The sequence below is a fragment of the Nocardia arthritidis genome, assembly GCF_011801145.1.
GTDB classification, from domain to species: domain Bacteria; phylum Actinomycetota; class Actinomycetes; order Mycobacteriales; family Mycobacteriaceae; genus Nocardia; species Nocardia arthritidis_A.
The window spans coordinates 1128836-1143566 of record NZ_CP046172.1; the positions used below are offsets into that span (position 1 = coordinate 1128836).

The following is a 14731-nucleotide window of genomic DNA, read 5'->3' on the forward strand; positions in this document are numbered from 1 at the left end:
CGAAAAGTCAAGTGCGACAAACGAAACGGAGAGCAGGGTGGCGGACACGGAACTGGCGATCGTGGTCGAATCCGTCGAGAAATCGTTCGGCGCGGTGCGCGCGCTACGGGGCATCAGCTTCACCGCGCGGGCCGGCACCGTGCTCGGCGTGCTCGGACCGAACGGCGCGGGGAAGACGACCACCGTATCGGTGCTGTCCACCCTGGTGCGGCCCGACGCGGGCCGGGCCGTAGTGGCCGGTTACGACGTGGTGACCGAGGCCGCGGCGGTGCGCGGTTCGATCATGCTCACCGGGCAGTACGCCGCGCTGGACGAAATGCTCACCGGCCGGGAGAACCTGGTGCTGTTCGGGCGGCTGATGGGGTTGCGCCGCAAGGCGGCTCGCGCCAGGGCCGATGAACTACTGGCACAATTCGAGCTGACGGAGGCCGCCGATCGGCGGGTCGGCCAGTACTCCGGCGGGATGCGGCGGCGGATCGATATCGCGTGCGGCCTGGTCCGTCCGCCGCGGGTGGTGTTCCTCGACGAGCCGACCACCGGACTGGATCCGGTGAGTAGGCAGAGCCTTTGGTCGCTGATCCGTTCGCTCAAGGCGCAGGGCGTCACGGTGCTGCTCACCACGCAGTACCTGGAGGAGGCGGATGTGTTGAGCGACAACATCATCGTGGTCGATCGGGGCGCGGTGATCGCTGAGGGCACCGCCGATCAGCTCAAGGCGCGCACGGGGATGAGCCTGTGCGAGGTGGTGCCGGTCGAGGCGGCGACGGTGCCCGCGTTGGCCGCGCTGCTGTCCAAGATCGGGGAGGTCACCATCGCGGAATCCGGCGACCGGGTGTCGCTGCCCGCACCGGACGGTGCGGCGACGCTCGCGGCGGCACTGCGGCAGATCACCGAGGCGAATATCGAGCTGATCGATATCGCGCTGCGCCGCCCATCGCTGGATGAGGTGTTCATCGAGCTCACCAAGCCGCAGGTGTCGGCGTGACCATTGCGAAAAATACCCCCGCGCTGCATGTCCCACCGACCATGCAATGGACGGCATTGAGCGAGCGCAGCATTCGGGCCGCGGTGCGCGAGGGCGATCTGCTGCTCGCGTCGACCGCGCCGGTCACCTTCTTCGTCTGTGTGCATGTGCCGCTGCGCCGTTCGATGGAGGCGACCGGCCTGAACTACGCCCAATACCTGTTGCCGTTGATCGCGTTGCAGGCGATGTTCTTCGCGTCGATGTTCGCCGCCGATCGCGCGGGCCGGGAAGTGTTGGGCGGTATGGGAACCCGGTTGCGGTCGATGCCCGTGCTGCCCTGGGTGCCGCCCGCCGCGCGGATGTCGGCGAACGCGGTCCGCGCGGCCGCCGCACTGGCTGGTGCACTGATCATCGGCCTTGCCTTCGGGTTTCGCTTCCACGGCTTCGGCACCGGTGCGGCCTTCATCGCATTGGTGCTCGGGTTCGGGGCCGCGGTGGTGCTGGCATCGGATGCGCTCGGAACCGCGACGGGCAATCCCGAACTGGGCGGCACCGTGCTGTTCGTCCCGCAGCTGCTGCTGATGTTGACCTCGACGGGTTTCGTTCCGGCGGAAGGGTTCCCGGGCTGGATCCAGCCCTTCGCACGCAACCAGCCGGTATCCGTCGTTACCGCCGCGCTGCGCGAACTCGCCGACGGCAGAACGGGATCCGAGGTCGTTCTCGCGGTGGTTTGGACGGCGGGTCTGCTGGTCGCGGCGGCGCTGTTCGCACTTCGGGTGGAAAGGCGGCGGCGATGAGCCTTGTGGCGCAGAGTCTGGTCGAGACGGGTCGCCTGCTGCGGCGCTGGCGCAGGCAGCAGGAGGTGTTCACCACCACACTGGTGCTGCCGATCCTGCTGCTCCTGCTCTTCGATCTGGTGTTGAGCAAATCGCTGCGCACCGCGGGCGGCGGCGAACCCATCTACGGCTTCGTCCCGATGATCGCGGTCTCCGGGGCGCTGTACGGCGCGATGGGCACGGGGATCTCGCTGTACGGCGAGCGGCAGAGCGGGCTGCTGCGGCGCTTCTGGGTGCTGCCGGTGCACCGGTCCGCCGGATTGCTCGGACGGCTGCTCGCCGAATGCGTTCGGGCGCTGGCGACGGCCGCGGTGGTGCTGCTTGTCGGCTTCGTTCTCGGGCTGCGCTTCCACCACGGCGTGCCCGGTGCACTCGGTGCGCTGCTGGTTCCGGTGCTCGTCATCGCGGGCTGGACGCCGATGGTGATCGTGGTCGGGGTCTCCCGGATCGGCGATCAGGTGGCGCAGATCTTCGCCGCCGTCGTGTTGATCGGTATGTTCTTCAATTCGGGTTTCGCCCCGGTGTCGAACTATCCCGGCTGGTTGCAGCCGATCGTTCGGGCACAGCCGATGAGCTGCGCCATCGAGGCGATGCGCGGGCTCACGCTGGACGGACCGGTCGCGGGCCCGCTGCTGAGGACGCTCGCCTGGTCGGCGGGGCTGGCGCTGGCCTTCGGCCTGCTCGCGGTGCGCGGCTATCGCAAGGCCGCGACGAGCTGAAACGGGTGCCGGTCGATGAATTACTGTTACGGCCGATGAAATCCGAGCCACCACCGATCAGCGATCCGAGCCGAGCGCTGCCCGGACGCGGATGAACCAGCCGGTGCCGTTCGCTGTCGGGGTACTGGCGACGGTCTTCACCGCGATGATCACCTGCGGGCGTTGGCTGCTGCTGAACGACACCGCCGCGCATCGCCTGATCAATGTCACGCTGAGCTGGATACTCGGGGCGTTGATCGCCTATGAGGCCAGTATCGGCCGCTCGTTCGCGGATGCGGGCTATCGGCTCTTCCTCGCCTGCGGGGTGATGGCCATGGCGAACTTCTACGGAGTGGTCCGGCTCTTCGACGGTGGAGATATTCGGACCACCCGGCGCAAGCAGTTGCTGTACAACGCCATCGGCGCGCCGGGCGCGGTCGCGGTGCTGATCATCGGGCGACCTGCCGAATCGAGCCTCACCTGGGAAACCCTGGTCGTTTGGGCGATCTTCAACATTCCGATGCTGCTGGTGGCCGGGCGGACCGCGCGGCAGTCTCTGCGCGAGGTCCGGTCCGCCGATGGGTCGACCCGCGGCAGGCTGTGGTTCGGCCTGCTGCTGCTCGCCGCGCTGGTGTGGGGATACTCCGCGATCGCCAGCGGGGTAATCGTGCTTTGTGGCGGCGAGCTGGTCAGCCCGGCCAGGGACTGGACCATCCCGGCGTGCCTGATTTTCATGGCCGTCATCGCGCTGACCGGGGTGCCGCTGCTGGATGTGCTGCTCGAGCGGATGGGCTGGGACCGGGCGGGTCGGGATATGCGTAGGCTGCACCGGCTGTGGCGGGATGTCACGGCGGCGGTGCCCGAGGTCGTGCTGCGGCCGGCGGCCGGGGTGGCGCGGGATTCGGTCTCCCAGCGCTACCGGATGGTGGTGGAGATCCGGGATGCGCTGATGCATCTGGAGCAGCGGGTTCCCATGGGTGAGCGACGGGATTCGACGGCGGAGTACGCGCGCTGGCTGGCCAACGCCGTGCGCGTGGAATCGCTTGGCCGCGAACCGCTTCCGGCCACCGCCCGGCCCGGGTTCATCGCCAGGGATCTGGGGGCCGAACTCGAGCATCTGTTGGCGCTGGCGCGGTGCTGGCCGCGTGTGGTGCGTACCGAGAGGTCTTGATGGTTACATCAGCTAACTATATAGTTTGCTGAGATAATGAATCATTAGGGGCTTCGACGTGACGATTCCAAACGATCTCGACCTCGGTGAGGTTCAGACCATCCGCCGCAGGCTGCGCTACGACCGGGACCACCCGCACTACAAGTGGATCGTCCTGACCAACACCACCCTCGGCATCCTGCTGACCACCATCAACTCCTCGATCCTGCTCATCTCGCTGCCCGCCATCTTCCGCGGCATCGGGCTGAACCCGCTGGAGGCGGGCAACGTCGGCTACCTGCTGTGGATGTTGATGGGCTATCTACTCGCCACCGCGGTGCTCGTGGTGATGTTCGGCAGGCTCGGCGATATCTACGGGCGCGTCCGGGTCTACAACCTGGGATTCCTGGTCTTCGCGCTGTGCGCGGTCGCGCTGTCCTTCGATCCGCTCCAGGGCGGGGCGGGCGCGCTGTGGATCATCGTGTGGCGCGTCGTCCAGGGCGTCGGCGGCGCGATGCTCACCGCCAACTCCACCGCCATCCTCACCGACGCGTTCCCGGCCAAACAGCGCGGCACCGCGCTCGGCATCAATATGGTTGCGGCCGTTGCCGGTTCATTCCTCGGGCTGCTGATCGGCGGGGTGCTGTCCGAATGGGATTGGCGCGCGGTGTTCTGGGTGAGCGTGCCGATCGGCATCCTCGGCACGGTGTGGTCGTACCGGTCGCTGCACGAGGTCGGCGTGCGCTCCGCGGGCAAGGTCGACTGGGCGGGCACCATCACCTTCGGGCTCGGGCTCACCGCACTGCTCACCGGAATCACCTACGGCATCCAGCCTTACGGCGGCCACACCACCGGCTGGACCAGCCCGTGGGTGCTGTCGGCCGTCATCGGCGGGCTGGTGTTGCTCGGCGTGTTCTGCGTGGTGGAGTCGAAGGTCGCCCAACCGATGTTCCACCTCGGGCTGTTCCGCAACCGGGCGTTCGGCCTGGGCAACTTCGCCCAACTGATGGTCTCCATCGGCCGCGGCGGCATGCAGTTCATGCTGATCATCTGGCTGCAGGGCATCTGGCTGCCGCTGCACGGGTTCAGCTTCGAATCGACACCGCTGTGGGCCGGTATCTACCTGCTCCCGCTGACCGTGGGATTCCTTGCGGCAGGCCCACTTTCGGGTTGGCTCTCGGACCGCTACGGGGCCAGGCCGTTCACCACCGGCGGCGCGCTGCTCGCCGGGGTGACCTTCCTGCTGCTGCTCGTCATCCCGGTCGATTTCAACTACTGGCTGTTCGCGCTGATCATCCTGCTCAACGGCATCGGAAGCGGACTGTTCTTCTCGCCCAACACCGCCGCCATCATGTCCAGCGTGCCCGCGGCGCAGCGCGGCGCCGCCTCCGGCATGCGCGGCACGCTGTTCAACGGCGGCAATGCGCTGTCGATGGGAATCTTCTTCTCCCTCATGGTGATCGGCCTGGCCGCCAGCCTGCCCTCGGCCCTGGATTCCGGCCTACGGGCACAAGGGGTTTCGGCGACCGCGGCCGGTGAGGTCGCCGGACTGCCGCCGGTCGGCAGCCTGTTCGCCGCCTTCCTCGGCTACAACCCGATTCAGGAATTGCTCGGCCCCACCGGCGAATTGGCCAAACCGGGCGTCAACGCCGACGCGCTCACCGGCCAGGAATTCTTCCCCCATCTGCTCACCGGCCCCTTCCACTCCGGCCTCCTGGTGGTCTTCATCTCCGCCGCCGTCATGATGTTCCTCGCCGCGGCCGCCTCCTACCTCTCCGGCGGCAAATACATCCACGACGAGGACGCCGAACTCGCCGAGGCCGACGAGCTGGCCGCCGCCCGCGTCACCGTAGCCGCGCGCTGACGGCCTCCGGTGTGGCCCGGCGATTTCGCCGGGCCACACCTGTGTCCGGGGTATGTGGCGCACATTCATCCGGTCGTCCTCTGAATGCAGCTCGAAACGCCTCGTCGCCTATTGCCATACCGGTTGGATGGTCCGCACTGCAACGGATTCCCGCATGGATCAAAGGGCAATATGCATGAGTCGGCATACCGCTATGTATATTCCATATCAAATCCGCATCGAGTCGAACCAATTCTGAAAATCGTCCGTGTGCACTACTGTGCGGCGTATTTGCCCGGGTGGGTGGCTCAGGCGCCCGGCGCATTTCCGCGAGGTGGCTGGGAATCGGCGTGCGTCGGAGGCGAATTCGCTGGTAGTCGGTTAGACTGCGCGAGCTTTACTGCGAGGGAATCGGGAGACTGCGTGGACGCGTCTAGGGACTGGGGCAACGAACTCTGGGAATCGGCCAAGTGGTTGCTGATCGTATTCTCGATCACCGCGGTGGTATTCACGGTGACTGTCGCGCTGCTGCTGAGATTCACCGTCTGGGGCCGCCAGTTCTGGCTGATATCGGGCGGCTATTTCCGCGGCAAAGGCGGTTGGCGGACAATACTTTTCGTCGCCGTGCTGTTGTTCATGACGATCTGGTCGGTTCGCATGGACGTGCTGTTCTCCTACCAGTACAACGACATGTATTCGTCGTTGCAGGACGGCGCCGCGGCCTTGGGAGAGCACGACGGTGGCGCGCTCGGCGCCGCGAAGACCGCGTTCTGGAATTCGATCATCGTATTCGCGGTGCTCGCGACCATACATGTGGTGCGGGCGCTGACGGACTACTTCATCGGGCAGGCCTTCGACATCAGGTGGCGGCTCTGGCTGACCGAGCGGGTGACCACCGACTATCTCGATGGCCAGGCGTTCTATCGGGCCCGGTTCATCGACGACACGATCGACAACCCGGACCAGCGTATTCAGGAAGACATCACCACCTACGTGCAGAACGCGCGGGCGCTGTCGATGGGCGCGGTCAGCGCGGTGGTAGCGATCTTCTCCTTCGCCAAGATCCTGTGGGACCTGTCCGGTCCACTCACGATCCTCGGCACCACCGTTCCGCGCGCCGCGGTGTACATGATCCTGCTGTACGTCCTGGTGACAACGGCCATCGCGTTCTGGATCGGTCGACCGCTGATCAGGCTGAACTTCCGCTACCAGCTCGTCACCGCGAACTTCCGTTACGCGCTGGTGCGGTTGCGCGACGCGGCGGAGAGCGTCGCCTTCTACCGCGGTGAGGGTGTGGAAAAGCGCGGCCTGATCGGACGATTCGCGGCGGTGATCGGAGCCTACTGGGCCATCGTCTACCGGACGCTGAAGTTCAGCGGGTGGAACCTCGCGGTCAACCAAGCCGCGGCGATCGTCCCATTCATACTGCAGGTCCCGCGCATGTTCGCGGGACAGATCAAGCTCGGTGGCGTGCTGCAGTCGACGCAGGCGTTCAGCCAGATCCACTCGTCGTTGTCGTTCTTCCGCGAGAACTACGCGACCTTCGCCGAATTCCGTGCCTCGCTCATCCGTCTGGACGGCTTGATCGTCGCCAGCCGCCAATCCCGCGACCTGCCCCGGGTGGACGTCGCCGAACTGGATAACGCGCTGGCGCTCGATCGGATCGACGTCCGAAAGCCGGACGGCGAGCTGCTGATCAGCGACCTCAACCTGCGGCTGAACCCCGGTGACGCACTCGTTGTCAAGGGCCCGTCGGGCAGCGGCAAGACCACGTTGCTGCGCGCGCTGGCCGGCATGTGGCCGTACGCCGACGGCGATATCCGGCGTCCGTCGGGCAACGAATCGCTGTTCCTCTCCCAGATCCCGTACCTCCCGCTGGGCGATCTGCGGACGGCGGTCACGTATCCCGCCCAGCCGGAAGACATTTCGGATGATGTACTGCGCGAGACGCTGACCAAGGTGCACCTCGGTCACCTGGTGAACCGCCTGGACGAAGAGGCCGACTGGGCCAAGATCCTGTCCCCGGGTGAGCAGCAGCGAGTCGCGTTCGCGCGGATCCTGCTGCTCAAACCGAAGGCGGTGTTCCTGGACGAGGCCACCTCCGCGGTGGACGAGGGTCTGGAGTACTCGCTCTACGCGCTGGTTCGCAGCGAAGCGCCGCAGACCATGCTGTTCAGCGTCGCCCACCGCAGCACCGTCGACGTCCACCACACTGCCCGCCTCGAACTGTCCGGCGACGGGCCGTGGAGCCTCGAACCGACCGCGTAACGCGTCAGAGGGCGATGCGCTGATCCGGCGGCAGGAACAGTTTGTCGCCCTCTTCGACACCGAAAGCCGTATAGAACTCTGCGATATTGCGCACCACCTGGTTGCATCGGAACTCGTCCGGTGAATGCGTATCGTTGAGCAGGCTTTCGGTGTACTGCTTGGTCTGCGCGGAGCGCCAGTTGCGGGCCCACGACTGGAACACCGGCCGATAGTCGGGAACCTCGACGCCCCTACGCTTTTCGGCGCTGCGGAACGCGGCCAGCGAGATCAGCAGCCCACGCAGGTCGGCGAGGTTCTCCCCGACGGTGAGTTCGCCGTTGACGTGCTGTTCCGGCGGCAAGCCCTCGGGCACGAGCGCGTTGTACTGATCGATGAGCTGCTTGGTCTTCGCCTGGAATGCCGCCTTGTCCTCCGGCGTCCACCAGTCCTTCAGATTGCCTTCGCCATCGAATTGCGAACCCTGGTCGTCGAATCCGTGCCCGATCTCGTGTCCGATGATCGCACCGCCCGCACCGTAGTTCACCGCGGGTTCGGCATCCGGGTCGAAGAACGGCGGCTGCAGGAAGGCGGCCGGGAAGACGATCTCGTTACCGCTCGGGTTGTACGAGGCGTTCACGGTCTGCGGCGTCATACCCCATTCGGATTTGTCGACCGGGGTGCCGAGCCGCCCGAACATCCGCCGCGCCCCGAATTCGTTTATCGCGCACAGGGATTCGATCAACTTGCCCCGGGTGACGGTCAGCTTCGAGTAGTCCTCCCATTTGTCGGGGTAGCCGATCTTGGGGTTGATCTTCGCCAATTTCGCGATGGCGGCGGCGCGGGTCGCGGGCGTCATCCAGGAGGAGTTCTGGAAGTTGTCCCGATAGGCGGCCATGAGATCGGCGACCATCTCCTTGGCGCGATCCTTCGCCGACTGCGGGAAATGCTTTGCCACATAAAGCTTTCCGAGCTGTTCGCCGAGGTAGGCATCGACCGTGCCCACCGCGACCTTCCACTGCTCTGGGCGCTGCTGCAGCCCGTTCATCACCTTGCCGACGAATTCGAAGTTCGCGTCCGCGATGTCCCTCTTCAGTTGCGGCGCGAACTCGCGCACCAGAGCCAACTTCAGATATTCGCGCCAGACGGCGATGTCGACCTCGTTCCACAGCTGCCCCGCGGCCGTCATGAAGGACGGCTCGGCCACCTGCACCGTGGCGAACAACTCCTTCGGCCGGTCGGTATTGCCGACCAACCACCGATCCCAATCGAATTGCGGTGCCAGCGCGGTCAATTCGGCCCAGCTGTGCAGGTTGTAGCTGGCGTTGACATCGCGCAGCCGCACGTTGTCCCAGAACGCGGCCGCGATCCTGGTCTCCAGATCCACCACCCGCCCGGCCAGCGCGGCCGGGTCCGGAAATCCGGCGCCGGTGGCGCAGCGTTCCATGAAAACCCGGTAAGCGGCGAACTTTTCGGCGTATTCGGGTTTGTGGTAGTACTGCTCGCCCAGCCCCAGGCCGCTCTGGGAGACTATCGGCAGATAGGCATTGGAATTCTTCGCGTCGACCGCGACCGCCAGGCCGATCAGGCCGACACCGGGCAGCGCGCCCATCACCTCGGCCAGATCGGCTTTCGTCGCGGCGCCGTCGATCTTCGCGAACAGACCTTGCAGCGGCGTCATGCCGAGCTTTTCGATCTGGTCGAGATCCATGCGCGCGTCGAACAGGTCGCGGATCTGCTGCGCCTCGGTGCCCGGCTTCGGATCCTCGATGCCGTCGATGATCGCGCGGAGCTGGCCCTCGATCCGATCGCCCACCTCGTCGAAGGTGCCGAACGACACCTTGTCGGGCGGCAGCTTGTATTCGCGCAGCCACTTGCCGTTGACATTGCGATAGAGATCGTCCTGCGGCCGGACCGCCGGATCGACACCGGACAGATCCGGGCCCGTCAACGGCTTCGGATCGGCTTTGGAGCAGGCGGGCAACAGGGCTACGGCGGGCGCCAATCCCATTGCCATCAGGAACCTGCGGCGGTCGAGCGGGAATGGTCGCTCAGACGCGGTCAACTCGAATCTCCTCCGTTGTTTTCGAACGTGTGCTCGGGTCTAGACCCGATCGACGTTACTGGAGCGGACCGGCGAGCCGCCGAACCCGAGGCCGCACCGATGGGCCGAGTGCGGTCAGTGAGTCAGTGGGGTTCCAGCGGCGCGAGCTCCGGATACTTGGCGGCGAGCCCGAATTCCCGCGCGTCTTCGACGGTTTCCGGCATGGTCGCCCCTGCGGTCCACGGCGAATCACATGCGGGGAATGCCCAGCACAACTCGTCGAACAGCCGATTGCGCTCGGTGGAATCGGGGAGGTGCAGGCCGATGAAGACGCTGAGCGTGCGGCGATCGCCCGGGTCGGTCTCCGGATGCGTGTCGCGCCACTGAAGGTCCAGCCGTGGATTCCGGCGATCGCTTTCACCGTATCGGGTGTGCCAGGCGAGCGCGGGTATATTTCGCGCCCGCTCCCGGACGAGGCCGTCGACGGTTTCGGCCAGCGCGGCGATCTCGGGTAGCGTGGTGAAAACCCGGAATTCGAATTCTTGGATGAAGGGGCATGATTCGCCCGCAGGTGTCGGAGGGGGCTCCGGAATGCGATATTCGATCGCGACCGGCTTATCGGACCGGACACTGCGCAGCGGTAATCTCGGCAGGCCCGCGACGAGTTCATTATTCCATTCGTCGATATTCAGCGGACGATCCCAATTCTCGGTGCCGTATCATTGCCGATCCTCTAAAATTGCCAATGCGACATGTTCGACCGCGAGGTAGTTGTAGCCCTTTTCGTTCCCGATCTCCGCAGCTCGTTCCAGTATTTTTGCCAAACGATAAGTTACATTACCAGATATTTTCAGATAGCCTTCGTCGGACATAATTCATCGTACCTTCCCGCTGTTTCGGCGGACGATATTATGAGGTCGAAATTCCAAGCGTATCCGTAAATTGGTGATCTTGATCGCGTTTTCCCAAGTGGGTGGATTAATTTGGCAGTGCGGATGGCAGTTCTGCCAGTACGTGGCAGTGCCCGCAGTGCTCACGCGCCTCGGCTTCGCATCCCGCTGCGTTCGGTGAGGGTGCTCGGGCGCGGCGGCATGCCGCGAGAGCCCGGCGCGACCCCGATTTTGTGGTGACCTGGGCGTTCTCGTACACTAGACCGGTTGCCTGCGGGAGCTTTGCCCGCAATCCGGCCGCGAACCCCCAGTGGTTCGGTTCAGCTTCTCGTCGAACCGAAGGATATCCGCTGGCAGGCGCGCGTTCGGTGGGCAACTGACCATGCCCGTCGGGTCGGCAATCCGGCGTGCGTTTCGTCCAGGTCTAGGAGGATGCTGAAGTGATTCAGCAGGAGTCGCGACTGCGCGTCGCCGACAACACGGGTGCGAAGGAGATTCTCTGCATCCGCGTTCTCGGTGGTTCGTCGCGTCGCTATGCCGGTATCGGCGACATCATCGTCGCTACCGTGAAGGACGCCATCCCCGGCGCCAACGTCAAGAAGGGCGACGTCGTCAAGGCGGTCGTCGTGCGCACCGTCAAGGAGCGCCGCCGTCCGGACGGCTCGTACATCAAGTTCGATGAGAACGCGGCCGTGCTCATCAAGGCGGACAACGATCCGCGCGGCACCCGCATCTTCGGCCCGGTCGGCCGCGAACTGCGCGAGAAGAAGTTCATGAAGATCGTTTCGCTTGCCCCGGAGGTGCTCTGACATGAAGGTGCACAAGGGCGATACCGTGCTCGTCATCTCGGGCAAGGACAAGGGTGCCAAGGGCAAGGTCATCCAGGCCTACCCGAAGGAGAACCGGGTTCTTGTCGAGGGCGTGAACCGGATCAAGAAGCACGTCGCGAACTCCGCCAACCAGCGCGGCGCCTCCTCGGGCGGCATCGTGACCCAGGAAGCCCCGATCCACGTTTCCAACGTGATGGTCGTCGACTCCGATGGCAAGCCGGCCCGCATCGGCTACCGGACCGACGAGAACGGCAAGCGGGTCCGGATCTCCCGTAAGAACGGGAAGGACATCTGATCATGACCACCACTGAGAACACGGAGCGCAGCTTGCGGAGCGACCATGAGCGCAGCCAGCCGCGGCTGAAGGCCCGGTATCGGGCGGAGATCAAGGACGCGCTGAACAAGGAATTCAACTACGCCAACGTGATGCAGATCCCTGGCGTGGTGAAGGTCGTCGTGAACATGGGTGTCGGCGACGCCGCCCGCGACGCCAAGCTGATCAACGGCGCCGTCAACGACCTGGCGCTGATCACCGGCCAGAAGCCGGAGATCCGCAAGGCGACCAAGTCGATCGCGCAGTTCAAGCTGCGTGAGGGCATGCCGATCGGTGCGAAGGTCACCCTGCGCGGCGACCGCATGTGGGAGTTCCTGGACCGGCTGGTGTCCATCGCGCTGCCCCGTATCCGGGACTTCCGTGGCCTGTCGCCGAAGCAGTTCGACGGCAACGGCAACTACACCTTCGGCCTGAGCGAGCAGTCGATGTTCCACGAGATCGACGTGGACCGGATCGACCGCCCGCGTGGTATGGATATCACCGTGGTGACCACCGCGACCAACAACGAAGAAGGCCGCGCCCTGCTCAAGCACCTCGGCTTCCCGTTCAAGGAGAACTGAGCACATGGCTAAGAAATCCCTGGTCAACAAGGCCAACGCCAAGCCGAAGTTTGCGGTGCGTGCCTACACCCGCTGCCAGCGTTGCGGTCGCCCGCACGCCGTCTACCGCAAGTTCGGCCTGTGCCGTGTGTGCCTGCGTGAAATGGCGCACCGCGGCGAGCTGCCGGGCGTGCACAAGAGCTCCTGGTGAGTTCAGCCTCCTTGTGAGGCAATGAAATAGCGAAACAAGGACCCGGGCCCGCGCTCGGGTCCTTGTGCTGTTTCACACCGGTACGACGGTGAGCAGTTGATCCAGCCCGCGGAAATCGTCCGCGTTGCGGGTGAACAGTGGGAGATCGTTGACCGACGCTATTGCCGCGATCATCAGATCCATTTTGCGTGGTTTGGGGTTTCGTCCGCCGACTGCGATCAGGTTTGCCATGGTCATGAATCGCCTTGCAGCCGTGTCGGTAAAGGGGAGTGCGTCGAAGACATGCTCGATCTCCAGCATTTGTTCGGTACGCAATGTCAGTATTTCCGGCGAGCCGGCGAGAGCGACGCCCAGACCCAATTCGGCCACCGTGATGGTGCTTATTTTCGGCTGGATCGGTAGTCGGGTGTCGTCGACGGTGTCGATATCGATGAGGACGCAGGTATCGAGCAGTCCCTCTGGAAACCGGCCGCGCTCAGTCATCGAGACGGTCTTCGCCGAAAGCTGCGTCGATTTCTGCCCGCAGTTCCGCGCCGCTACCCGCTCCGGCGAAGCGGGCCATCCGCGCCTTGAGCTCCGTGGTCGTGATTTCGCGTCGTCGCCTGATCGGGCGCAGCTCACCAACCGGCCGCCCGTTGCGGGTGATGACGAAATCCTCACCGGCCTCCAGCGCGTCCATCACACCCGCGCTGCCGTTGCGCAGGTCGGCCTGGCTGATCGTGGTTGTCATAGCCCGAGGATAGCAACGGATGCTATACGATGCTATGGCGTCGGCGGTCGATCGAGGAGAATCGGGACAGGGGCGGGCGGTGGAACGTGAATCGAAACGGCCTTCGGGTGCCCGGTCGCACCGGCGAACACCACCGTGTTGCCGCCCAAGCGTTTCGCGCGATACATCGCGGAATCGGCCGCGCGGAGCAGGCGGTGGTAGGTGAGTTCGGTGAAGGGGTCGTCGGCGGTGTCGATGGTGGTGATGCCGATGCTCGCGGTGACCGTGACGGGCAGGCCGGGCATGGTTTCGATGGAACGGCGCAATTGTTCGCCGACATCGGCGATTTCGCCGCGCAGGTAGCCGACGATGACGAATTCCTCACCGCCGGTGCGGGCGATGAGGGCGTCGAAATCGACTGCGGTGCGCAGGCATTGGGCGGTTCTGGCGAGTACCTCGTCACCGAATGAGTGACCGAAGGTGTCGTTGATGGTTTTGAAACGGTCGAGGTCGAGCATGGCGACGTAGATCGTCCGGTTCCGGCAGCGGCCGAGGCGCGCCGTCAGATAGGAGTCGAGCCCGCGGCGGTTCAGCAGCATGGTGAGCGGATCGGTCAGGGCGTCGACTCGCAGTATCCAATTACAGAACTGCACGAACGGCAGGATGACCCCCATCACCACGAACAGGACCAGCACGATCGAAATGCCCATGGCGATGTTCTCCCGCCCGTGCCCGGTCGATTCGGACCGCGGCAGTAGGCCGGTCGCGATCATGACCGCGAGCATGATGCTGGCCAGCAGCGACCAGCCGACGTGCAGCGCCAGGATGCGCGGGCCGTGGAAGACGGTCACGTACCCGCCCATCGCCATCAGCAGCACGATGCCGAGCACCCCTATGACGCGATCGTGGACCAGGACGTTGTTCGCGGCGGCGTCGAGGTCGAACAGCGCGATCCAGACCAGTGATTCGGTCTCCCGCGGCCACGGCAGAAACCACCAGCGAACCGTCCATATGCCGGCGACGGTGGCCTCGGCGATGCCCTGTACCGGACCCATCGCCTCGTCCTGCGCTATCGCGGCCAGAATCGCGATGAGCAGCATCACGATGCCGCCCGCCCCGAGCATGAACTTGAATCGACCGAGCGCGCCGTGCGATCGCAGGGTCTCGACCAGCCAGCCGTAATCGACCCGGTCTCGCCACCAGGTTCGAAACATCGAGCGACTGTCGGTCAACGAGCTACCGCCTCGTGTCGGTACCGGACTCGAGCGTCTATCTGTAACCGGTCGTGCATATCGGACGCTATGGCGGTAGCTCATCACACGCAATGTGAGATCGTCCATACGCGACCCGGATTTGGTCGCTGCCTGCGGCTTGTCTACACTGAACCGGTTGCTCGGGCACAGTTGTGTCCGCATGAGCCCGGTGTGCGCACCGGGTCG

The 14731-nt window shown here is 65.0% G+C and carries 16 protein-coding genes; 11 read left to right on the plus strand and 5 right to left on the minus strand.

The genetic code is table 11. The features are described 5' to 3' along the window. The first annotated feature begins 37 nt into the window (after positions 1 to 37). The 6 genes from F5544_RS05100 to F5544_RS05125 all read left to right on the plus strand — a co-directional run bounded on the left by F5544_RS05100 (position 38) and on the right by F5544_RS05125 (position 7759). Positions 38 to 985 (plus strand): ATP-binding cassette domain-containing protein, encoded by a 948-nt coding sequence (locus F5544_RS05100; RefSeq protein ID WP_167472097.1) that lies wholly within the window; start codon positions 38 to 40, stop codon positions 983 to 985. After that, positions 982 to 1761, plus strand: a complete 780-nt coding sequence (locus F5544_RS05105) for an ABC transporter permease (RefSeq protein ID WP_238847094.1) — start codon at positions 982 to 984, stop codon at positions 1759 to 1761. The genes F5544_RS05100 and F5544_RS05105 overlap by 4 nt, the downstream gene beginning before the upstream one ends. Further along, complete coding sequence (locus F5544_RS05110; RefSeq protein ID WP_167472098.1) at positions 1758 to 2519, plus strand: ABC transporter permease; 762 nt, start codon at positions 1758 to 1760, stop codon at positions 2517 to 2519. The genes F5544_RS05105 and F5544_RS05110 overlap by 4 nt, the downstream gene beginning before the upstream one ends. Positions 2520 to 2622: 103 nt before the next feature. Next, entirely contained in the window at positions 2623 to 3669 is a 1047-nt protein-coding gene (locus F5544_RS05115) for a DUF6545 domain-containing protein (RefSeq protein ID WP_167472099.1), read from the plus strand. 58 nt (positions 3670 to 3727) lie between these two features. Further along, a complete protein-coding gene (locus F5544_RS05120) occupies positions 3728 to 5512 on the plus strand; it encodes an MFS transporter (RefSeq protein WP_167472100.1) in 1785 nt (594 codons plus the stop codon). Positions 5513 to 5914: 402 nt separating this feature from the next. Beyond that, the gene (locus F5544_RS05125) at positions 5915 to 7759 is read left to right on the plus strand and encodes an ABC transporter ATP-binding protein/permease (protein WP_238847095.1); all 1845 of its coding nucleotides are present in this window, start codon (positions 5915 to 5917) and stop codon (positions 7757 to 7759) included. Between the two features lie 4 nt (positions 7760 to 7763). Here F5544_RS05125 and F5544_RS05130 read toward each other — a convergent pair whose 3' ends face one another. After that, the gene (locus F5544_RS05130) at positions 7764 to 9800 is read right to left on the minus strand and encodes a M13 family metallopeptidase (RefSeq protein ID WP_342760412.1); all 2037 of its coding nucleotides are present in this window, start codon (positions 9798 to 9800) and stop codon (positions 7764 to 7766) included. 293 nt (positions 9801 to 10093) lie between these two features. Here F5544_RS05130 and F5544_RS05135 point away from each other — a divergent pair, with 293 nt between their 5' ends. Then, positions 10094 to 10294: a hypothetical protein gene (locus F5544_RS05135; RefSeq protein WP_167472102.1), complete on the plus strand. Its 201-nt coding sequence runs from the start codon at positions 10094 to 10096 to the stop codon at positions 10292 to 10294. A 204-nt stretch (positions 10295 to 10498) separates the two neighbouring features. On the opposite strand, the gene F5544_RS05140 is transcribed toward F5544_RS05135, so the two are convergent. Continuing rightward, the gene (locus F5544_RS05140; protein WP_167472103.1) at positions 10499 to 10651 is read right to left on the minus strand and encodes a hypothetical protein; all 153 of its coding nucleotides are present in this window, start codon (positions 10649 to 10651) and stop codon (positions 10499 to 10501) included. Positions 10652 to 11109: 458 nt separating this feature from the next. Between F5544_RS05140 and rplN the strand changes: the two genes are divergently transcribed. The 4 genes from rplN to F5544_RS05160 are packed head-to-tail and all read left to right on the plus strand — an operon-like array spanning position 11110 to position 12583. Further along, on the plus strand, positions 11110 to 11478 hold the full coding sequence (gene rplN / locus F5544_RS05145; RefSeq protein WP_167472104.1) for a 50S ribosomal protein L14: 369 nt from the start codon (positions 11110 to 11112) through the stop codon (positions 11476 to 11478). Position 11479: 1 nt separating this feature from the next. Then, positions 11480 to 11794, plus strand: a complete 315-nt coding sequence (gene rplX / locus F5544_RS05150) for a 50S ribosomal protein L24 (protein WP_167472105.1) — start codon at positions 11480 to 11482, stop codon at positions 11792 to 11794. Between the two features lie 2 nt (positions 11795 to 11796). Further along, positions 11797 to 12393: a 50S ribosomal protein L5 gene (rplE, locus tag F5544_RS05155; protein ID WP_167472106.1), complete on the plus strand. Its 597-nt coding sequence runs from the start codon at positions 11797 to 11799 to the stop codon at positions 12391 to 12393. Positions 12394 to 12397: 4 nt separating this feature from the next. Continuing rightward, a complete protein-coding gene (locus F5544_RS05160) occupies positions 12398 to 12583 on the plus strand; it encodes a type Z 30S ribosomal protein S14 (protein WP_167472107.1) in 186 nt (61 codons plus the stop codon). 72 nt (positions 12584 to 12655) lie between these two features. On the opposite strand, the gene F5544_RS05165 is transcribed toward F5544_RS05160, so the two are convergent. The 3 genes from F5544_RS05165 to F5544_RS05175 are packed head-to-tail and all read right to left on the minus strand — an operon-like array spanning position 12656 to position 14506. Then, positions 12656 to 13066: a type II toxin-antitoxin system VapC family toxin gene (locus tag F5544_RS05165; protein WP_174867276.1), complete on the minus strand. Its 411-nt coding sequence runs from the start codon at positions 13064 to 13066 to the stop codon at positions 12656 to 12658. Next, a complete protein-coding gene (locus tag F5544_RS05170; protein WP_167472108.1) occupies positions 13059 to 13313 on the minus strand; it encodes a type II toxin-antitoxin system Phd/YefM family antitoxin in 255 nt (84 codons plus the stop codon). Before F5544_RS05170 ends, F5544_RS05165 begins: the two co-directional genes overlap by 8 nt. A 32-nt stretch (positions 13314 to 13345) precedes the next feature. Further along, positions 13346 to 14506 carry a GGDEF domain-containing protein gene (locus tag F5544_RS05175; RefSeq protein WP_238847096.1) on the minus strand — a complete coding sequence of 387 codons (1161 nt, stop codon included), beginning with the start codon at positions 14504 to 14506 and terminating at the stop codon, positions 13346 to 13348. Positions 14507 to 14731 lie beyond the last annotated feature (225 nt).